General features: G+C 60.5%; 13 protein-coding genes. 10 read left to right on the forward strand and 3 right to left on the reverse strand.

Features of this window, described 5'->3' with window-relative positions; genetic code table 11:
- Positions 1-108 precede the first annotated feature (108 nt).
- Positions 109-819, reverse strand: coding sequence for a GntR family transcriptional regulator (locus KGA85_RS26745; RefSeq protein WP_223460848.1), 711 nt, complete (start codon positions 817-819; stop codon positions 109-111).
- A gap of 195 nt (positions 820-1,014) precedes the next feature.
- On the opposite strand from KGA85_RS26745, the gene lapG reads away from it, so the two are divergent.
- Positions 1,015-1,707: a cysteine protease LapG gene (lapG, locus tag KGA85_RS26750; RefSeq protein ID WP_223460850.1), complete on the forward strand. Its 693-nt coding sequence runs from the start codon at positions 1,015-1,017 to the stop codon at positions 1,705-1,707.
- Positions 1,708-1,721: 14 nt separating this feature from the next.
- Positions 1,722-3,668 (forward strand): cyclic di-GMP receptor LapD, encoded by a 1,947-nt coding sequence (gene lapD / locus KGA85_RS26755; protein ID WP_223460851.1) that lies wholly within the window; start codon positions 1,722-1,724, stop codon positions 3,666-3,668.
- 56 nt (positions 3,669-3,724) lie between these two features.
- Here lapD and KGA85_RS26760 read toward each other — a convergent pair whose 3' ends face one another.
- Together KGA85_RS26760 and KGA85_RS26765 are read right to left on the reverse strand one after the other, a co-directional pair.
- Positions 3,725-4,063 carry a tryptophan synthase subunit beta gene (locus KGA85_RS26760; RefSeq protein WP_223460853.1) on the reverse strand — a complete coding sequence of 113 codons (339 nt, stop codon included), beginning with the start codon at positions 4,061-4,063 and terminating at the stop codon, positions 3,725-3,727.
- A gap of 145 nt (positions 4,064-4,208) precedes the next feature.
- Positions 4,209-11,492: a retention module-containing protein gene (locus KGA85_RS26765; RefSeq protein WP_223543503.1), complete on the reverse strand. Its 7,284-nt coding sequence runs from the start codon at positions 11,490-11,492 to the stop codon at positions 4,209-4,211.
- 353 nt (positions 11,493-11,845) lie between these two features.
- Between KGA85_RS26765 and KGA85_RS26770 the strand changes: the two genes are divergently transcribed.
- The 8 genes from KGA85_RS26770 (at position 11,846) to KGA85_RS26805 (ending at position 21,865) form a co-directional block, all read left to right on the forward strand.
- Positions 11,846-13,201: a TolC family outer membrane protein gene (locus KGA85_RS26770; protein WP_223460856.1), complete on the forward strand. Its 1,356-nt coding sequence runs from the start codon at positions 11,846-11,848 to the stop codon at positions 13,199-13,201.
- Positions 13,202-13,243: 42 nt separating this feature from the next.
- On the forward strand, positions 13,244-15,400 hold the full coding sequence (locus tag KGA85_RS26775) for a type I secretion system permease/ATPase (protein WP_223460859.1): 2,157 nt from the start codon (positions 13,244-13,246) through the stop codon (positions 15,398-15,400).
- Positions 15,390-16,754: an HlyD family type I secretion periplasmic adaptor subunit gene (locus KGA85_RS26780; RefSeq protein WP_223460860.1), complete on the forward strand. Its 1,365-nt coding sequence runs from the start codon at positions 15,390-15,392 to the stop codon at positions 16,752-16,754. Before KGA85_RS26775 ends, KGA85_RS26780 begins: the two co-directional genes overlap by 11 nt.
- Before the next feature lie 384 nt (positions 16,755-17,138).
- On the forward strand, positions 17,139-18,026 hold the full coding sequence (locus KGA85_RS26785; protein WP_223460862.1) for a TauD/TfdA dioxygenase family protein: 888 nt from the start codon (positions 17,139-17,141) through the stop codon (positions 18,024-18,026).
- Between the two features lie 18 nt (positions 18,027-18,044).
- Positions 18,045-19,070 carry an ABC transporter substrate-binding protein gene (locus KGA85_RS26790; RefSeq protein WP_223460864.1) on the forward strand — a complete coding sequence of 342 codons (1,026 nt, stop codon included), beginning with the start codon at positions 18,045-18,047 and terminating at the stop codon, positions 19,068-19,070.
- Positions 19,071-19,075: 5 nt separating this feature from the next.
- Positions 19,076-19,936 (forward strand): ABC transporter ATP-binding protein, encoded by an 861-nt coding sequence (locus KGA85_RS26795; protein WP_223460867.1) that lies wholly within the window; start codon positions 19,076-19,078, stop codon positions 19,934-19,936.
- Between the two features lie 21 nt (positions 19,937-19,957).
- Positions 19,958-20,824 carry an ABC transporter permease gene (locus KGA85_RS26800; RefSeq protein ID WP_223504356.1) on the forward strand — a complete coding sequence of 289 codons (867 nt, stop codon included), beginning with the start codon at positions 19,958-19,960 and terminating at the stop codon, positions 20,822-20,824.
- Positions 20,825-20,944: 120 nt separating this feature from the next.
- A complete protein-coding gene (locus KGA85_RS26805) occupies positions 20,945-21,865 on the forward strand; it encodes a LysR family transcriptional regulator (RefSeq protein WP_223461342.1) in 921 nt (306 codons plus the stop codon).
- Positions 21,866-21,963 lie beyond the last annotated feature (98 nt).

A 21,963-nucleotide genomic window follows, 5' to 3' on the forward strand; every position in this document is an offset into this window, starting at 1 on the left:
GGGGATTTGTAATCAAATTATTCGCGGAGCATTTTTTTTGGGGAGGGGGGGAATGCGCAGCAAGCGAGGTGAACCCTTCGATAGGTTCCCCGGGCTTGCCGCCGCGGGCTACTTCGACCTGTTCCTGGCCTGGACTTCAGGACTGTTGAGGTAGCGCGTAATGACCTCGACCCCTCGGTTCAGGTGATGTTCAAGCAGCTTCACGGAGCGATCGACGTCCCGGTCTTCGGCGGCCCGCAACAGTGCCTGGTGGTCGTCCTGGGAGAGTTTGCCCAGGCCCATGGCTTCCAGGTTGAAACGCAGGAACCGCTCTTCTTCGATCAGGCCGTCTTCGACCAGACTTAACAGCCGGCGATTGGGCGCCCGGCTGTAAAGCGCCATGTGGAACAGGCGATTGAGCCGGCCGATTTCGGTGTAGTCGCTTTGCGTTTCCAGCTCGTCGATGTGACGGGCAGCCTGTTCGAGATCTTCGTCCCGGAGCAGTGGCACCGAGAGACGCAGGGCTTCGGATTCCAGCAGGATGCGCAGCGCATAGGTTTCCACGGCGTCGCCCTGGACCAGCGGCGCGACCACGGCACCCTTATGGGCAATCACGTTGAGCAACGATTGTGCTTCGAGCTGGCGCAAGGCCTCGCGTACAGGCATGCGGCTGACGCCGAACAGGTCGGCGAGGTCTTGCTGGCGCAAGGCCGCACCGCAAGGAATGCGCCCGTCGAGTATGGCCGCGCGCAGGGTTTCTTCAATCACCGAGCGTGCCATATGAGCGGGAATCGGCCCGTTGACCTTGATACTGCTGAGAGGGTTGGGCTTTTGTGTCACTAAACGCACCCTGAGTGATGGAATTTTTTGGATCCAAGTGACCCTAGTAACTGACTGACGGCTTGTCAAACAGGCTCACGAGTGCCTTTCTTGCAGTTTAGCGCGCCGCCAGTGATCTCACTGTGCCATTGTCTTTTCCCGGTCTAACCTTCACCATTCAAACGACTCCCTCCTGCCTATCCAGGATGCCTCGCATTGGCGGCAAGTTTAACGATCCCCCGGATTTTACGCTGCCTGTGCAGCGCACTGTTGCTGACTGGCGTGATGCTGGGCAGCTTGAGCGCCGATTGGGATTTTTCCCTGATCAGCCGACGGGCGCAGGCATTGTATGGACCTTTGGGAGAAGGTCAGCAGCGCATTAATGACTGGCAATACTTGCTGGCCAGTCAGAAGCAACTCGGCGAATTGGAACAACTCAATGTGGTCAATCGCTTTTTCAACAAACAGCTGCGATACGTCGAAGACATCGACCTGTGGCATGACGTCGACTACTGGGAAACCCCGATCGAAGCCCTCTGGAAAGGCGCCGGCGACTGTGAAGACTACGCTATTGCCAAGTACTTCAGCCTGCGTCACCTCGGTGTAGCCAGTGAAAAGCTGCGTATCACCTATGTCAAGGCACTGACCCAGAACCGCGCGCACATGGTGCTGACCTACTACTCGAGTCCGGAGGCCGAGCCCCTGGTGCTCGACAGCCTGATTGATGCAATCAAGCCGGCCAGCCAGCGAAAGGATTTGCTGCCGGTCTACTCTTTCAATGCAGAAGGGTTGTGGCTGCCAGGCGCCAGGGGCAATAAAAAGGTCGGCGATACCAAACGCCTTTCGCGTTGGCAGGATGTGTTGAAAAAAATGCAGGCCGAAGGATTTCCGGTCGAGACGACTAACTAGGAGCACACGCTCAGATGTCTTTGTTCAAACAGCTGTTGATTGCTATCTGTCTGTTCCTGGTGGTCGCCTTCACCGGCAGTTTCATGGTCAGTCTGGAGAGCTCGCGCATTCAGTACGTCAACCAGTTGCGCTCCCATGCCCAGGACGCTGCGACGGCGCTGGCGCTTTCCCTGACACCGAACATCGACGACCCGGCGATGGTCGAGTTGCTGGTCAGCTCGATTTTCGACAGCGGTTACTACGCGAGCATCCGCGTGGTCGATCTGAAGACCGACCAGACCCTGGTCGAGCGCACGGGCATTCCGGCGGTCAACAACGTTCCGGACTGGTTCGTCAAACTGATCGGCCTGGAACCCGCCGGTGGTGACGCGATCGTCAGCCGTGGCTGGGAGCAGGCTGCCCGGGTCGAGGTGGTCAGCCACCCGATGTTCGCGCTAGCCAAGTTGTGGCAAAGCGCTTTGGGCAGCCTGGGCTGGTTGTTGCTATGTGGCGCGGTCAGTGCGGTACTCGGCGCACTGTTACTGCGTCAGCAATTGAGGCCGCTGGATTACATGGTCCAGCAATCCCATGCCATCGCCCGGCGGGAATTCCTCAGCCTGCCGGAACTGCCGCGCACTCCCGAACTTCGCCGGGTCGTGCAGGCCATGAACCAGATGGTCGAGAAGCTCAAGGCGCTGTTCCAGGAGCAGGCCGAGCGCAGTGAAAAACTGCGGGTCGAGTCCTATCAGGACTCATTGACCGGGTTGGCCAACCGGCGTTATTTCGAGATGCAACTGAATGCGCGGGTAAGCAATCCGGAGCAGGCCAGTTCCGGTTATCTGCTGCTGTTACGGGTCAAGGATCTGGCCGGTCTCAATCAGCGTCTCGGTGGTCAGCGCACTGATGAAGTACTCAAAGCCGTCGGCGAGCAGCTGTCTCGCGAGTGCGCCAAATATCCCGAAACCCAGAACCTGGTCACCCGTATCCGTGGCGGCGAATTTGCCGTGCTGGCGCCGGGACTGGTGCGCGAAGAAGCGCTGCAACTGGCACAAAATCTCGACAGCGCCTTGGCCAGTCTTCACGCTACCGGCGCCACCGATGTGGCTGCCGTGGCGTCTATCGGCCTGGCGCCTTTTGCACACGGCGACTCGCCGCAAGCCGTGCTCAGCCTGGGCGATCAGGCGCTGGCGCAGGCCGAAGGCCAGGGCGAGCAGAACTGGGCCTGTATCGAACACAGCCTCTCGGCCAGTGTCGGCGACGATCACCACGCTTGGCATCTGATGCTCGACCAGGCGCTGACGCAGCGACGTTTCGAGCTGTATTTCCAGCCGGTAGTCGCCGCCCAGGACACGCAACTGGTACTGCATTACAAAGTGCTGTCGCGACTGCTCGACGAGCACGGCCAGACCATTTCCGCCGGGCGTTTTCTGCCTTGGCTGGAGCGCTTCGGCTGGACTGCGCGTCTGGATCGGCTGATGCTCGAACGGGTGCTTGAGCAAATGAGCGGGCATGAGGCGTCGCTGGCACTGAATCTGTCGTCAGCTACCCTGGCCGACCCGCAAGCGCAAAACAAAATCTTCGAGATATTGCGTGCTCATTCCAACCTCGGCCCGCGTTTGACCCTGGAGATTGGCGAAGAGCAACTGCCTGACCAGGCGGTGCTGGAGCAACTGACCCGACGCCTGCGCGAGCTCGGGTTCTCCCTGAGCCTGCAACGTTTTGGTGGGCGCTTCAGCATGATCGGCAACCTGGCACGGCTGGGGCTGGCGTACTTGAAGATCGACGGCAGCTATATTCGGGCCATTGACCTGGAGAGTGATAAACGCCTGTTCATCGAGGCGATCCAGCGAGCGGCGCACAGCATCGACTTGCCGCTGATTGCCGAGCGGGTCGAGACTGAAGGCGAGTTGTCGGTGATTCGCGAGATGGGGCTATACGGTGTGCAAGGCCAGTTGTTCGGCGAGCCCAAGCCCTGGAAGTAACACTTTAGAGCTGGGTTGCCCGCGATGAGGTTGGAACAGTCACTGAAGATCAATGATCAGATCAACCCGCTTTCATCCTCATCGATCAACTGACTCAACCCACCCAACGCCTCACGCGCCTGGGTCCGGTCCATCAGTTTGGCCTGGGCCGCCATCGGCAGGTCGGTGACGCGGATCACGCCTTTCTGGGTCAGCACCTGAATCAAGTCATCGAGTACCCGGATCATTTCCAGGTCACTTTGCTTGAGCTGTTTGAGGCTGTTCTCCACAGCCGCGTTGGCAAACCAGGCCTGGATCTCATGATTGTCGGCCGGCAGCGTTTCCGTGGCCTCGGCGTAGGCGGCGGGTTCCACGCGTACCAACAGGCCCTGCGCATCGCGTTGCACGTAAAACATTGAGCACCCCTCGGATTTGAGCCAGCGTCGTGCTGTCAGCAGCATAGGTCAACTGCACGCCAGTATGTGGCGCAGCGACGAAATCGTCACCGGGCAGTGGCCGCAAACGTGACGGCCGCCCCATAAGGGCGGCCGTTTTCGTGCATCAGCTGTTGTTGTGGTCGACTTTGATGGTCGGGTCGCTACCGGCAATCAGGTTGTGCAGGTTGGCGCTCGACCAGCTGTTGCCTTCCAGCTTGATCGTCACGTCCGGCGTGGCGGCGGCCGCGTTGCCCGAGTTGAACTGGCCGGCCGAGCTGACTTGCAGCGACGACACACCATCGACCGTGGTGATCTTCAGGAAGTTGTCGATGGTGCTGCCGGTTTCGCCCTGCAACAGATCGCGCAGGTCGATCCGGTCGCCTTCGCTGGCCTTGAAGTCCTTGATCACATCGTTGCCGGTGTCGCCCGCTTTCCAGACGAAGGTGTCACCGCCGGAACCACCGATCAGGATGTCGTTGCCCTGTCCGCCCATCAGCGTGTCGTTGCCGGTGCCGCCGAGCAGGATGTCATTGCCCTTGCCACCGTCGAGGGAGTCGTTTCCGCCCGAGCCGAACAGGATGTCATTGCCCGCACCGCCCAGCAGGCTGTCGTTGCCATCATGGGCACCGGACACATCGAACGCGGTGTAATGCTCGGTGATGTACTGGTGCACGTTGCTGGTGGTGACTTTGTTGGCGTCCACGCCGGTTTGCTGTGCCACGAAGGCTTGCATGGCCTGGTAACCCTCGCCAGCAATGCCGTTGAAGCTCACCAGGTCGCCGAACAGGAGGTCGTTGCCATCGCCACCGCTGACCGTGTCGTTGCCTGGCATCGTCGCTTCGGTGTGGCCGATGATCGAGTTGGCCAGATCCTTCGGATCGATGTTGGTTTGTGGCGTTTGATCCGAGTCGTACGGCTTCAGGTCGTTGAGACTCACGTCGCTGTTGAGGCCAATGGCCTCGACATTCGACAGGTTGCTCAGCAGTGTAAAGCTGCTGGTGGAGTTGCTGGTGGTGTCCCCGTCGGTGCTGTTGCCGTCGCCGTCACGACCCGAGAACTCGTAGGTGCCGTCACCCTGGGCATGCAGATAGCCGAAGTCCTTGGATGACCAGCTACTTCCGTTGCCGTTGCCATTGCCATTGCCATTGCCGTTGTTGCCGTTGTTGCCGTTGCTGCTCTTGGTCCAGACCGTCACGTAGCCCGAGGCGGTAATGTCGATCTGGTGCGTGCTGTCGGGGAACAGGCTGATCGCTTTACCCAACTGATAGTTGCTGGTGGTGATCAGGCTATCGAGTGTTGTGCTGCCATACAGGGTCGGGTTGGTCGACTCGCCGCTCTGGTAGTAAGTCGGCTTGCCGTCAGTAATGAAATACGTGAGGTTCTTCGCCCCGGTGTTGGCCACGGCGTCCGCACTCTGGAACCAGTTGGCCGTGGTTTTGAACACGTCCTCGTAGTTGGTGCCGCCGCCGGACGACATCGAGTCCAGAATCGCCTTCAACTGAGTCAGCGCATTCGGGTCATTGAGGTTCACCGACACCGACTTGTTGACCTGGGTGTCGAAGTCCACCAGGAAAATGTTCACCGTGCCCGAGTTGCTGCCCAGGCTTTGCTTGAGGGTGTTGAACACCGACGTCAGCGAGTCCTTGGCCGAGTTGATCGACGAGGTACTCATGCTGCCGGAGCTGTCGACCATGAATGCGATGTTGTAGTTGGTGCCCGGCACCACGGTCAGGCCACCGATGTCGGCGACGATGATGTCATTGCCGTCGGTGCCGGTGATGGTGTCATCGGCCGCGGTGGCGGTGACGGCGTTGTAGACCGCCGGGTACACGGTCACGGGAATCTGCGAAGTGTTGCTGGCCGAACCACCCAGGGCCTCGGTGGAGGTCGAGGTCACGGTCAGGTTGAACTGGCCGTTGTAGTACGGTGGTGGAGTGACGGTCAGAGAGCCAAGGCTCCAGTCCGTCACGTTGGCCTCGCCATTGGACGCGGTGACCGTGAAGGTATGTCCCGCGCCGTCGGTGAGCACCGAGCCGACCGGCATGCCGCTGATCTTCAGGCTAAGGCTTTCCGAGCCGTCGGTGTCGGTCAGCGCGGTGGTGATGGCGGACAATTTCACACGGGTGCCTTCGGCGCCGGTATTGAGTTTGTAACCGTCGTAGTAGCCTTCGCCTTGGGTGCCGTGCAAGTCAGACACGGTCACACCGGCATTCACCAGATCCGACACACCGGTGTAAATCGGTACGCCGGCACTGCTCAGGTCGATCGGCGTGCTGCCATTGACCGACAGGTTGACGTCATAGTTGCCCGGGCCGCTCTGGTTGTGGTGATAGATGTCCAGGGTGTAGTAACCGCTGGTAGTCGGGGTGAACGAACCATTGAGGTTGCCGCCCGCGCCCCAGGTGATCGCGGCTACGTTCTTGCCGCCGATGGTCACCGACAGGCTGTCATCGCCAACACCGCTGAAGGTGTAGGTCTTGCCAGCTTCGAGGTAGATCAGGCCGGAGGTTTTCGACGCCGTGCCGGCGGTCACACTACCGTCGGACTGCACGTTGGTCACGGTGCCCTTGGAGTTCGGTGTACCCGCGGCGTCGATCACGTTTTTCAGCGTGGTCGAGTCCGCGCCGTTTCCGCTGGTGCCCAGGCCCGACAGACCGGTCCAGACTTCCTTGATCAACCCGGTGGACCTTACGCTGTTGTCGGCAACGCTCAGGGTCGGTGCATCCGCCACTGGGGTGATGTCGATCTTGATCGTGCCGGTGTTGCCCAGCGACTGGCCCTCGGTTGGCTGGAACTGGAGTTGCGCGTAGTCAGCCTTTTGGTCGCCAATGCCGGGGCCATAACCGTCCACGCCCGACTCGTTGGCATCCGGCGTGAAGCGCAGTTTGCCAGCGTCGATATCAGCCTTGCTGAAGGTCTGGTTGGTGGCGACATCTTTCCAGGTCGAACCGTCCAGGTACTGCAGTTTGCCCTCGCCCGGCAGCTGGGTGATTTTCACGCCCAGGCTGGCAGCCGGACTGTCGACGTCGCTGACGCCGAAGGTCGACCAATCGAGGATCAGCGGCGTGTCTTCGGTGCCGGTGACGTTGACCGGTGCTGCGACCGGTGCGTCATTGACCGCCACCACGTTGACCGTGGTGGTCGCGGTGTTGGAGTAGTTGCTGCCATCGGTCACCGTCACGGTGATGATGCGCGGCACGGTGCTCGGATCTTCACTGTTGTTGGTGAAGGTGATGTTCTTGATCTGCTGCATGTAGTCGGCCAGCGTCGCATTGCCCGACAGTGTCAGCGTGACCGAACCGTCCTGGCTGTTGGCATTGATGGTGATGCCATTGACGCTATTGCCCAGGTTCAGCGCGTCGCCTGGCTGACGGTTGGTCAGCACGATCGTTGCGCCGGTCAGCAGGGTGCTGTCCGGGTCAGTGATGCTCAGATCGGTATCGCCGATAGACACGCCAGGACCGGCAGTGTTTTCGGTGAACGTCACCTGGTAATCGGCCCCGGAGGCGCCGCTGGAGTTGTTGGCGTCGAGGTCCAGCACTGGCGGTGCATCGTTGTCGATGATCGAAGTGCTGACGCTGCCGTTGGACGAGCTGATCGCCAGGTTCTCGAAGTCGCCGCCGATGGCCGAGTCGATCTTGACCACGAAGTTTTCGGTGCCTTCGGTGATCTTGTCATCGATGGTCGCGACGTCGAAGCCAGCGTTGCTGGCACCCGCCGGGATCTTCACGGTGTACACACCGGTGAAGTCCGAACCGTCGGCAGCGGTGCCGCTGTAGACGATTTTCAGCGTCACTTCGGTCTGGGCCGGGTGAGTCAGGCTGACGGTGTAACTGGCGGCCTGGCCTTCGGTCACCGAGGTGCTGCCGCTGATGCTGACTTCAGTTTTGTCGATGGTGTCGGTTACGCTCGTGACAGCTGCTGCCGGGTCTTTCACCAGGCTTTCGAAGTTGCCGCCGGTGGCGTCGCTGATCGTTGCCTGGACGGTGCCGGCGTCTTTGTAGACGTCGTCGGACGGTGCCACAACGGTGACGGTGCCGGTGGTTTTACCGGCCTCGATATTGATTGCCGCGCCGTTGCTCAGGGTCACGGTGACCGGCGAGCCGGCGGCGTTGGTCAGGGTGGCGGTGTAGATGATCGAGCCGCCCTCGGCGACCGAGTTGGTGGCACTCAGGCTGAGGTTGGTGGTGTCGACGGTGTCGGTCACGGTGGTGCTGACCGGGGTTTTGTCGGCGACCAGGTTCTCGTAATTACCACCAGTGACGTTGGTAATCGAGTTGGTCAGCGGGGCGTGGCCAGTCAGCGCGTCGTTCGGCGCGGTGATAGTCACGGTGCCGCTGGTGTGACCGACTTCAATGGTGATGGTTTGACCGTTGGCCAACGTCACGACGACAGGCGAACCGGTCACGGCTGCACCGACGGTGGCGGCGTAGGTGACGGTGCCACCTTCGGCCGCTGTTTCGCTCGCTGTCAGTTTCACCGTCGAGGTATCGATGGTGTCGGTCACTTCCGTCACCGCCGGCACGTTGCTCGGCACCAGGTTCTCGAAGTTGCCGCCGGTGGCGGTGGAAATGGTCGCTTCGACTTTACCGGCGTCTTTGTACACGTCGTCCTTCGGCGCATCGACAGTCACGGTGCCGGTGGTTTTACCGGCTTCGATGGTGATCACCGCGCCGTTCGACAGGGTCACGGTCACCGGCGAGCCGGCGGCGTTGGTCAGGGTCGCGGTGTAGACAATCGAGCCGCCCTCGGCCACAGAGTCGGTCGCGTTCAGCGACAGGTTGGTGGTGTCGACGGTGTCGGTGACGGTGGTCGAAACCGGCGTTTTATCCGCGACCAGGTTCTCGTAATTACCGCCGCTGACGTCGGTGATCGAGTTGGTCAGTGGGGCGTGACCGGCCAGCACGTCGTTCAGCGCGCTGGTGGTGATAGTGCCGGTGGTGTGACCGACGTCGATGGTGATGCTCTGGCCGTTAGCCAAATTCACGGTCACTGGCGAGCCGGTCACGGCTGCACCCACAGTGGCGGTGTAAGTGACAGTGTCACCTTCAGCCGCTGTTTCGGAGGCGGTGAGCTTAACGGTGGTCGTGTCGATGGTGTCAGTGACGTTGGTCACCGCCGGCACGTTGCTCGGCACCAGGTTTTCGAAGTTGCCGCCCGTAGCGGTCGAAATGGTCGCTTCGACTTTGCCGGCGTCCTGGTACACGTCGTCTTTTGGCGCATCGACGGTCACGGTGCCGGTAGTTTTACCGGCTTCGATGGTGATTACGGCACCGTTCGACAAGGTCACGGTGACCGGCGTACCGGCCGGATTGGTCAAGGTAGCGGTATAAACAATCGACCCACCCTCGGCCACGGAATCGGTCGCGCTCAGCGACAGATTGGTAGCGTCGACGGTATCGGTCACCGAGGTCTCTGCCGACTTGCCGTCGACGTCCAGCTTCTCGTAGTTGCCACCCTTGGCGTCGTCAATCTTGACGCTCAGGGAGTTACCACCCGCCAAGGCATCATCAGACGTCACGACGCTCACGGAACCGCTGCTGGCGCCTACCGCAATAGTGATGGCCTGGCCATTGGACAAGGTCACGACAACCGGCGACCCGGTGACTGGCGAAGTGACAGAAGCGGTGTAAACCACAGTGCCGCCTTCGACGATGGTCGGCGTGGTGGTCAGGCTGACCGTCGATGTGTCGATCGTGTCAGAGACATTGGTCACTGCAGGTGTCGAATCAGTGACCAGATTCTCGAAGTTGCGACCCGTAGCGTCCTTGATGGTGGCTTCGACCTTGCCGGCATCTTTATAGACGTCGTTGGCCGGGGCAGGGACGCTCACGCTGCCGGTGGTTGCGCCAGCGGCGATGGTGATGATCGCGCCGTTGCTCAGGGTGACCGTTACCGCTGTGCCCGCGGCATTGGTCAGGGACGCGGTGTAAACAATCGACCCTCCTTCCGCCACGTCAGGGGAAGCCGAGAGGCTCAGGCCGGTGTCGTCTTTTGAATCGGTAATGGTGGTCAGCGCCGGCTGAGTGCTCGGGGTCAACTGTTCAAAGTTGCCGCCCGTGGTGCCGGTGATCGTGGTGCTGACGGTGCTGCCGTTTACATAGACGTCATTGGCCGGGGTCTCGACCACGACGGTGCCGCTGGTTTTGCCCGCTTCGATGGTAATGACCGAGCCGTTGCTCAAGGTCACGGTCATCGGCGTGCCGGCCGGGTTGGTCAGGGTGGCGGTGTAGGTGATCTGGCCGCCTTCGGTGATGTTGCCGGTGGCGGTCAGGGTCAGCCCTGTGTTGTCCATAGAATCGGTGATGGTGGTCACGGCCGGTGTGGTGTTGGGCACCAGGTTTTCGAAGTTACCGCCGGTGGTACCGGTGATGGTCGTGCTGACGGTGCTGCCGTTTACATAGACGTCATTGGCCGGGGTCTCGACCACGACGGTGCCGGTAGTCTTGCCGGCTTCAATGGTGATGGTCGAGCCGTTGGACAGGGTGACGGTCACCGGTGTTTGCGCCGGATTGGTCAGGGTTACGGTGTAGGTGATCTGGCCACCTTCGGTGACGGTGTTGCCGGCCGTCAGGGTGACCGTAGTGGTGTCGACGGTATCGGTGATCTGGGTCACAGCCGGGGTAGTCGGCGGCGTCACGGTGATGCCGTTGCCGCCGCTGGTGCCGGTGACAGTTACTTCGATCTGGGTCGCGTCGTTATAAACAGTGTCGTTCGCAGCCAATGGCACGTTGACGGTGCCGGTGGTCGAGCCCGCGGGAATCACGATCACAGCGCCGTTGGACAGCGTCACAGTCAGGTCGGTCAGTGGTGCCTGGGTCAGGGTCGCGGTGAATACCAGCACGCCACCGGCTTCGGTGATGGTTGGCGTGGCGCTGAGGCTCAGGGTCGAGTCACGCAGGGTGTTGGCGGTGGTGTTGGTGGTCTGGCCGCCGGTGATGTCCTGAGTGGTTTGCGCAACAGAGTTGATGCCCGCGGTCGGGAAGCCGATGGTCGGGTCGATGCGGCCAGCGGTGGCGTCGAGCATCACGAAGCTGTGACCGCCACCGGCGGCACCACCAGAACCCGCCGCCGTCGGACCCGCCGCCGTGGCTTCAAGGTCTTTGGTCGGGTCGGCACCGGCGGCAATGGCTTGTTGCAGCTCCTCAACCGACGGCGCGGCTTGCGCGGTGGCGAATGCCAGATCAGTGCCGGAGTCCGGGGTTTCAGCGCTCCACTGGGTGTCTCGGCCCAGATCCAGGGTGCGGCCATCGGCCAGTTCCAGGGACACGGCACCGGAAAGGCCAGTGTCGATCTGGTCACCGGCAAACAGTTTGTCGCCTTCAACGAGAACGCGGCGGATGCCCTCCGGGGATACCACGAAAACCTGACCGACAATGCTTTTGACGATGGCAACAACACTGCTCATTGAAGACTCTCCGGGGTGTCACGTTCAGTTGACGTCCATAGACCTGATGGCGTCTGCGCCGACCAGTCTGGACGTACGCAAAATGGATGCACAAGTTTGACGCATAAATCAGTCAATAATTTGGCTATGATTTTTCGCTATTAACTTTATGCCAAACTATTGACCTTCTGGAGGTCATCCTAAACAATCGTCCCTGTAATGTCACATTGATATTTCAGTGGTGATCTGTCCTCGGTATGTGAACCAGTTCCGCTTTTGAACTTTCCGACATACGGTCATTCGGCTTGCCATCTTCCGACGCAGCGAGCTCTTTTGCTGTGATTCAAGACAAGAAGTTCTGGGAAATTCCTACCATGCGTTCGCCCTTGTTCATGGCTCTACCTTTCGCCCTCGCCGCGTCTTTCGTCCAGGCGCAATCCTTGCCAGACGCCATGCAACAAGCGCTGGATGTCCATCCGGAGGTCCAGGCAGGCGTCAACAGCCGATTGGCTGCGGACTATCAGTTGAAGGCTGCGGAAGGTGGATACCTGCCACGGGTCGACCTGCTGGGTGGTTACGGTCGTGAAGGCACCGATAGCGTGACGACGCGCACGGACAGCAGCAGCAACAAGCACTGGGAAACCCTGAATCGCAGTGAGTCCAGTTTGCGGCTGACCCAAGTGGTTTTTGACGGTTTTGCGACGTCCAGCGAAGTAGGGCGTCAACAAGCCGCCGTCAACTCCCGCGCCTACTCGCTGCTGAGTACTTCCGAGCGTACCGGATTGACCGTGGCCCAGGTTTATCTCGACGTGCTGACCCGCCGCGAATTCGTGCGTCTGGCCGAGGACAACCTCAAGAGCCACCAACGCATTTACGACCAGATCCAGCTGCGTACCCAGCGTGGCGTTGGCAGTGGTGCCGACCTCGATCAGGCCGAAGCGCGGATGGCCCAGGCGCGCAACAACCTGATCACCGAGCAGACCAACCTGGCTGATGCCGAAACCAACTACCTCTCCGCTGTCGGCCAGATGCCCGATCAACTGGAGCGCCCGGCGAGTTTCATGGCGCTGATGCCGGCCAACCTGAATGAGGCCCGTGCGCAGATGCTGGAAAACAGCCCGATCCTGCGCTCGGCCGAATCCGATATCGCCGCTGCCGAGAAGCAATACGACACGGCCAAGTCGACTTTCTACCCACGCTTCGATGCTGAGCTAGGTCGTACCGCGGACAACGATATTGATGGTCAGGACGGCCACAACAACGAATGGCAAGCCATGCTGCGTATGCGCTTCAACCTGTATGCCGGCGGCAGCAACAAGGCCGATCTGGAATCCAAGGCGTACCTGTCGAACCAGGCGCTGGACATCCGCAACAACGCCCTGCGCCAATTGAATGAGGAGCTGGGCCTGGCCTGGAACGCCCTGAACAATGCCAACGCACAGGTGCCGATCGCCCAGCAATACGTCGATCACAGCACCGCCGTGCGTACCGCTTACCAGCGTCAGTTCAGCCTCGGCGAGCGCACCCTGCTCGATTTGCTCGACAGTGAGAACGAACTGTTTACCTCCTCTCGCCGTCTGGCGGAGATCAGGAACACTCAGTTATTTACGCAGTACCGAATCAAAGCGACCATGGGCGAGTTGCTCAAGAGCCAGGGAGTAGTCGCACCATTGGCATCCGTTGTGCAAAACGATGTGAAGCCCAAGGTCCAATTGCCCGGTATGAATTGAGCAGGGCCTTCATTATTCAATTGTTAGCCAAGAGTGCCGAGCGTGGAATCAGAAGTCAGTAGGGTTCAACTCATTCATGATCCGCACGCGTTGCATGACGATCCGTTACTGGATGGTCTGCTCGCTCTTTGCATGCTGCACCAGAAGCCTGCCAGCGCGGCAATGCTGACCACCGGCCTGCCGCTGCCCGAGCAACGCTTGAGTATCGAGTTGCTGCCACGTGCGGCAGCTCGCGCGGGGCTGCAAGGTCGGGTGCTGCAACGCAAGCTGGAGAATATTCCGGCGATTGCCATGCCAGCATTGTTGCTGCTCAGGGACGGTCGCAGTGCCGTCCTGCTTGGCTGGCAAGGCGAAGATCAGGTACGGGTGCTGCTCAGCGAAAGCGATGGCGGCGAGTCCCTGGTCAGCCGTGAGCTGCTGGCCGACGACTACACCGGCAGGGTCTTTTTCGCCCAGCCGCAGCACAAATTCGACGTCAACCACGGCACGCTCATTCCGCGTGCGCGCTCGTGGTTCCGCGACACCCTCAAGCGTTCGCGCTGGTTGTATGTCGACGCCATCGCCGCCAGTTTTCTGATCAACATCATTGCCATGGCCGCGCCGTTGTTCGTGATGAACGTCTACGACCGCGTCGTGCCGAACCAGGCCGAAGCGACGCTCTGGGTGCTGGCACTCGGCATCACGGGCGCCTACCTCTTCGACCTGATCCTGAAAAGCCTGCGCAGCCTGTGCCTGGATCTGGCCGGCAAGAAAACCGACCTGATTATCTCGGCCACGCTGTTCGAGCGCATCGTCGGCATGGCCATGAAATACCGGCCGGCGCGGGTCGGCAGCTTTGCCCAGAACATCCATGAGTTCCAGAACCTGCGCGACTTCCTCGCCTCGCTGACCCTCACCAGCCTGATTGACCTGCCGTTCACGATTCTGATCTTTATCGTCATCGCGATCCTTGGCGGGCACCTGGTGTGGATACCGGTGCTGGCATTCCCGATTGCCCTGGCCATCGGCTACGCCTTGCAGAAACCCCTGGTGGCGACCATGGAGCGGACCATGGCGTTGGGGGCCGAGCGTCAGTCGAGCCTGATCGAAACCCTGGCCGGCCTGGATGCGGTGAAGGTCAACAACGCCGAAAGCGAACGCCAGTATCAGTGGGAGCAGACCATCGGCACCCTCAGCCGCCTTGAGTTGCGGGTGAAAATGCTCTCCGGCCTGGCGATGAACATCACCTTGCTGATCCAGCAACTGGCCGGGGTGATCATGATCGTCTTCGGCGTGTACCAGATCATCGACGGTCACCTGAGCATGGGCGGCCTGATTGCCTGTTACATGCTCAGCGGCCGTGCACTCAGCCCGCTGGCGTCCCTGTCCGGTCTGCTGACCCGCTATCAGCAGGCGCGGGTGACCATGACCTCGGTCGACCAGATGATGGAGTTGCCCCAGGAGCGCAATTTCGAAGAGCGTCCGCTCAGCCGCAAGGTGCTGCAGGGCGGCATTGAGTGCCGCCAGCTCAACTTCACCTACCCGCAACAGCAGAACCTGGCGCTGAAGAACATCAACCTGTCGATCAGTCCCGGCGAGAAGGTCGGCATCATTGGTCGAAGCGGCTCGGGTAAGAGCTCGCTGGCGAAATTGCTGGTGGGGTTGTACCAGCCGGATGACGGCGCGCTGTTGGTCGACGGTGTGGATATCCGCCAGATCGACGTCAGCGAACTGCGCTACAACATCGGCTACGTGCCCCAGGACATTCAGTTGCTCGCCGGCACCTTGCGCGACAACCTGGTTTCCGGCGCGCGGTATGTCGAAGACGAACTGGTGCTGCAAGCCGCAGAACTGGCCGGCGTCCACGAATATGCACGCCTGCATCCGCAGGGTTATGAGCTGCAAGTCGGCGAGCGCGGGCAGAACCTCTCCGGCGGTCAACGACAAAACGTCGCCCTGGCCCGTGCGTTATTGCTCAACCCGCCGATCCTGCTGCTCGACGAGCCGACCAGCGCCATGGACAACACCGGTGAAGAGCGCCTCAAGCAGCGCCTGGCAGCGGTGATCGAAAACAAGACCATGGTGCTGGTGACGCACCGGGCATCGCTGTTGTCGCTGGTGGATCGGCTGATCGTGATCGACCGCGGGCAGATACTCGCCGACGGCCCGAAAGCTGCGGTGATGGAAGCGTTGAAGAAGGGGCAGATCAGTGTTGCTTAAGTCGGGCAAGGATTCGATCCGTCGCTACTTCAAAGGCTCTGCTTCGCTTCAGGGCCAGCCGCTGCCGGAGGTCAACAAGGCACTGATCGAGGATGCGCCGCGAGTGGTGCGGCTGACGATCTGGGCGATCATCGCGTTCTTTGTGTTCCTGATGCTCTGGGCCAATTTCGCGGTGATCGACGAAGTGACCAAGGGCGACGGCAAGGCGATTCCATCGTCGAAGATTCAGAAAATCCAGAACCTTGAAGGCGGTATCGTTGCCGAGCTGTTCGTCAAGGAAGGCCAGATCGTCGAGGCTGGCGCACCGCTGATTCGTCTGGACGACACGCGATTTGCTTCGAACGTTGGCGAAACCGAGGCCGATCGGCTGTCGATGCTGCTGCGGGTCGAACGCCTGAGCGCCGAGGTCGAAGATCGCCCGCTGAACTTCCCCGAGGATGTGCTCAAGGCTGTGCCGGGTCAGGCCAAGAGCGAAGAATCGCTCTATATAAGCCGTCGCCAACAGTTGCACGATGAGATTGGCGGCTTGCAGGAGCAGCTGATCCAGCGCCAGCAAGAGCTGCGCGAATTCACGTCCAAGCAGGCGCAGTATCGCCAGCAATTGGGCTTCCAGCGTCAGGAAATCAGCATGTCCGAGCCGTTGGTGGCCCAGGGCGCGGTATCGCCGGTGGAAGTCCTGCGCCTAAGGCGTGCCGAAGCGGAGACCCGTGGTCAGCTCGACGCCACCACCCTGGCCATTCCGCGTGCCGAATCGGCAATCAAGGAAGTGCAGCGCAAGGTCGATGAAACCCGCGGCAAGTTCCGCAGCGAAGCCCTGACCCAACTCAACGAAGCACGCACCGACCTGAACAAGGCCCAGGCCACCGGCAAGGCCCTGGAAGACCGGCTCAGCCGGACGCTGGTCACTTCGCCGGTGCGGGGTATCGTCAACAAGTTGCTGGTCAATACCATCGGCGGGGTTATCCAGCCGGGCAGCGACCTGGTGGAAATCGTGCCGCTGGACGACACCTTGCTGGTCGAGGCGAAGATCCGCCCGCAGGACATCGCGTTCCTGCATCCGGGGCAGGAAGCGACGGTAAAATTTACCGCCTATGACTACACCATCTACGGCGGGTTGAAGGCCAAGCTGGAGCAGATCGGCGCCGACACCATCACCGACGAAGACAAGAAAACTACCTACTACATCATCAAGCTGCGCACCGACCGCAGCCACTTGGGCACCGATGAAAAGCCGTTGCTGATCATTCCGGGGATGGTGGCTTCCGTGGACATCATCACCGGCAAGAAGACCGTTCTCAGCTACCTGCTCAAGCCGATCATCCGCGCGCGGACCGAGGCGCTGCACGAGCGCTAGATCTTTAGTGGATTCACTGGCCCCATCGCGGGCAAGTCGGATCGCCGCATCGCCGCTCCCACAAGGTTCTTTGTTGAAACACGATCATGTGTTTGACACAAAAACCTGTGGGAGCCGGGCTTGCCCGCGATGGCGTCAGTCAAAACACCTCAACCCTGTGAGCAAGTGAAAATTACGTCACTCAACCATCCACTCAATCCCTTCTCAATCGCCATATCGTTATTCATTAACGGTATTTAAATTTCAATTATTATAGCTATAAAGTCAATCTCCTGCGTACCTGCCGACCAATCGGCGCGCCGCACGACACGAACCAACACGGGACCTCCGTGAGTTTCTGATCGACGCGCGCGCTTTTGAGCGTGCCGTGCGTGGGAGTGATTTATGTCTGCAGCTTCAGCTTCGCCAAGCATCGCGCCACAATTCTTTGAAATCCGCCCGTTCAGCGGAGCGGTGGGCGCCGAGATCATCGGTCTCGACCTGTCCCGCCCGATCAATGATGACGATTTTTCCCGCATTCACCGCGCGCACCTGGATCATCACGTGGTGGTGTTCCGCGAGCAGCGCATAACCCCTGAGCAGCAGATCGATTTCAGCCGTCGTTTTGGCGTGTTGCAGATCCATGTGCTCAAGCAGTTCCTGCTGGCAGGGCATCCGGAAATCCTCATCGTTTCCAACATCGTCGAAAACGGCCAGAACATCGGCCTCGGCGATGCTGGGAAGTTCTGGCACTCCGATCTTTCTTATAAGGAGCTGCCGAGCCTGGGCTCGATGCTGCATGCCCAGGAGCTGCCATCAGAAGGCGGCGACACATTGTTCGCCGACATGCACAAAGTTTGGGAAAGCCTGCCGCTCGCGTTGCGCAAAGCGGTGGAAGGTCGCTCGGCGGCGCACTCCTACACGGCGCGTTACAGCGAGACCAAATTCGAAGGCAGCTGGCGTCCGACCTTGACCCCGGAGCAACTGGCCCAGGTCGCCGAAGTCGTCCATCCGGTCGTGCGTACCCACCCGGAAAACGGCCGCAAGGCGTTGTTCGTCAGCGAGGGGTTCACCACCCGCATCGTTGGCCTGCCGGAAGGCGAGAGCCAGCAACTGCTGGCCGAGCTATATGCCCACAGCGTGCTGCCGCAAAACATCTACCGCCATCAATGGCAGCCCCACGACCTGGTGTTCTGGGACAACCGTTCGCTGATCCACCTCGCCGCCGGATGCCCCAGCCATCTGCGCCGCAAGCTGTATCGCACCACCATCCAGGGCGACGCGCCTTTCTGATTTGTCGGAGATCTGATCATGTCCAAACGTCTTCCATTCGCACCGCTGGCCGCGGCCATCGGCCTGGGTTTCAGCCTGATCGCCGGCAACCTGATGGCGCCGACCGTGGCCCACGCCGAAGGTGAAATCCGCATTGCCGAACAGTTCGGCATCGTTTACTTGCTGCTCAATGTGGTGCGCGATCAGAACCTGATCGAGAAGTACGGCAAGCAGGAAGGTATCGACATCAAGGTCGACTGGACCCAGCTCTCCGGCGGTGCGGCGGTCAACGATGCGTTGCTGTCGGGCTCGATCGACATTGCCGGCGCCGGTGTCGGCCCGCTGCTGACCATCTGGGATCGCACCCACGGTAAGCAGAACGTAAAAGCCGTGGCTTCCCTCGGCAACTTTCCGTACTACTTGGTGAGCAATAATCCCAAGGTCAAAACCATCGCCGACTTCACCGAGAAGGACCGCATCGCGGTGCCGGCGGTGGGCGTGTCCGTGCAGTCGCGCTTCCTGCAATACGCGGCGGCCAAACAGTGGGGTGACAATGAGTTCAATCGCCTCGACAAGTACACCATCGCCGTTCCACATCCCGACGCGACAGCGGCGCTGGTGGCCGGCGGCACCGAGCTGAGCGGGCACTTTTCCAACCCGCCGTTCCAGGATCAGGAACTGGCCAATCCCAACGTGCACGTGGTGCTGAACACCTATGACCTGCTCGGTCCGAACTCGCCGACGGTGCTGTTCGCTACCGAGAAATTCCGCAATGAGAACCCGAAAACCTACAAGGCATTTATTGATGCGCTGACCGAAGCGGCGCAATTCGCGCAGAACGATAAAGGCGCAGCGGCGGACACTTACATCCGTGTTACCAAGGCCAAAATCGACCGCGCCGCATTGCTGAAAATCATCGACAACCCGCAGTTCGAATTCAGCGTCACGCCGAAAAACACTTACCCGCTGGCCGAGTTCCTTTACCGCGTTGGCGCGATCAAAAACAAACCGGATTCATGGAAGGACTACTTCTTCCAGGACGCCAAACCGCTGCAAGGGAGCTGACCGAAATGAACGCCCCTTTGCAAGGCCACACGGTCAGCAAACCGATCGCGGCAGCCCAGGCGCTGCTGTCGGTCGATAACGTCAGCCTCGAATACCGCACACCGCAGCGGGTGGTGCGGGCGACCCATCAAGTCAGTTTCGAGATCGATCCGGCGGACCGCTTTGTCCTGCTCGGGCCGTCCGGTTGTGGCAAGTCGACGTTGCTCAAGGCCGCCGCCGGCTTCATCCAGCCAGTGGAAGGCGAGATCCGTCTGCAAGGCCAGCGCGTCGATGCGCCGGGTCCGGACCGGATTGTGGTGTTTCAGGAGTTCGATCAACTGCCGCCGTGGAAAACCGTGAAGCAGAACGTGATGTTTCCGCTTCTGGCCTCGAAAACCCTCAAGCGCAGGGAAGCCGAAGAGCGAGCGCTGCACTATCTGGAAAAGGTCGGCCTGGCGGCGTTTGCCGAGGCTTATCCGCACACTTTGTCAGGCGGGATGAAGGCCCGGGTCGCCATCGCTCGGGCGCTGGCGATGCAGCCGAAAATCCTGTTGATGGATGAACCCTTCGCCGCCCTCGATGCCCTGACCCGGCGCAAGATGCAGGAAGAATTGCTGCTGCTCTGGGAGGAAGTGCGTTTCACGCTGCTGTTCGTCACGCACTCTATCGAAGAGGCGCTGGTGGTGGGCAATCGCATTCTGTTGTTGTCGCCCCATCCGGGCCGGGTGAGGGCGGAGGTCCACAGCCACCAATACGATTTGCACAGCCTCGGCGGTGTGGCGTTTCAGGAGTCGGCGCGACGTATTCACCGGCTGTTGTTCGACGAAGGTCAATCACCGCAAGCCGAACATGAATTGGATTTCGCCGACATCCGCATCGCTTATTGAGCCAGTTGAGAGGAGGGCCCGATGAGCCATTTATCATCCCCGCGTGAAGAGTTCGAAACGGTTTTGCAGCCACTGACCAGCGTGCCGCTGGAGCGGGAATTACCCCTAGGCCAACGCCTGTGGCAGCAAGGTTGGCTGCGCAAAAGCCTGATCCTGATTTTGCTCGCAGTGCTTTGGGAAGCTGTTGCCCGGTATCAAAACAACGACCTGCTGCTGCCGAGCTTTGTGCAAACCGCGCACGCCTTGTACGACGGCCTGCTCAGCGGTGAATTGCTGGGCAAGGTGTGGATTTCCCTGGTGGTGTTGCTCAAGGGCTATCTGATCGGCATCGTCCTGGCGTTTGCTCTGACCACTCTTGCGGTGTCGACGCAATTCGGTCGCGATCTGCTCAGTACCCTGACCTCGATGTTCAACCCCTTGCCGGCCATCGCCCTGCTGCCGCTGGCGTTGTTGTGGTTCGGGTTGGGGCAGAACAGCCTGATTTTCGTGTTGGTGCATTCGGTGCTCTGGGCGCTGGCGCTGAACACCTACGCCGGTTTCCTCGGCGTCTCGGAAACCCTGCGCATGGCCGGGCGCAATTACGGTCTCAAGGGCATGCGTTTCGTGCTGTTCATCCTGATTCCGGCGGCACTGCCATCAATCCTCGCCGGGCTGAAAATCGGCTGGGCGTTTGCCTGGCGGACGTTGATTGCTGCTGAGCTGGTGTTTGGTGCAACCAGTGGGAAGGGCGGGCTGGGGTGGTACATTTTTCAGAATCGCAATGAGCTGTACACAGACAAGGTGTTTGCCGGGTTGGCGGTGGTGATTCTGATTGGTTTGCTGGTGGAGAATCTGGTGTTTGATTCGTTGGAGCGGGTGACTGTGAGGCGCTGGGGGATGGTGCGTTGACTGTCTGATTGTGTGAAGTCCGCTCTGGTCTCTTCGCGGGCAAGCCCGCTCGCACAATGGCTCGGTGGAGTTTGCTAGCATTGCGTCTGAATCAACAAAGATCAGGTTAGAGTGCTCACCATGCAACTCCCGGACATGAACCTGTTGGTCGCCCTCGATGCCTTGCTCGACGAGGGCAGTGTGGTGGGCGCGGCGCGGCGGATGAACCTGAGCCCGGCGGCCATGAGCCGGACATTGACGCGCATCCGCGAAGCCATTGGCGATCCGATCCTGGTGCGCGCCGGCCGTGGCCTGGTGCCGACCCCCAAGGCGCTGGAATTGCGCGAGCAGGTGCGCAGCGTGGTGGAACAGGCCGGGTTGCTGTTTCGTTCGGCCGATGCGGTGGAGCTGAGCTCGCTGCGGCGGCGATTCAGTATTCGGGCCAACGACTTCTTTGTCGGCGTCTACGGCGGCAAGCTGTTCGACACCCTTGACCGGCAGGCGCCGCACTGCGAATTGCGTTTCGTCCCGGAAGGCGATGGCGATGATGAGGCATTGCGCGAAGGGCGGATCGATCTGAGCGTCAGCAACACCCGGCCATTGACCCCGGAAGTGAAGATCCAGAACCTGTTTTCCACCCACTTCGTTGGCCTGGTGCGCGAGGATCATCCGCTGTTGGACGATGAGATCACGGCAGAGCGCTATGCGGGTTATTCCCATATCAGCATGTCACGGCGTGGCATTGCCCGAGGTCCGATCGATACCGCGCTCAATGCCTTGGGGCTGGAGCGGCGGGTGGCGGTGATTGCGCCGAGCTTTCATGCGGCGATGTTTGCCTTGCCCGATTCCGACCTGATTCTGCCGGTGCCCAAGGAAGCCTTGCTGAGTGTGCGACGGCTCGGACTGAAGCTGCGCTCGTTCGACCTGCCGATCCCGTTGCCAACCTTGATGTTGACCCAAGCCTGGCACCCGCGCTTCGACAAGGATCCGGCCCACCGCTGGTTGCGTGAAACGCTCAAGACGTGTTGCGATGAAACGTGGCTGGCTGCGCAGCCGGACTGAGGTCGAGCGCAACTTCCTCCTGTGGGAGCGGGCTTGCTCCGGGCGGCGTTCCGACGAATGCGATTTGTCATTCAACATTGATACCGACTGACCCAGCG

The sequence above is a fragment of the Pseudomonas sp. GL-B-12 genome (genome assembly GCF_019955895.1).
GTDB lineage: Bacteria > Pseudomonadota > Gammaproteobacteria > Pseudomonadales > Pseudomonadaceae > Aquipseudomonas.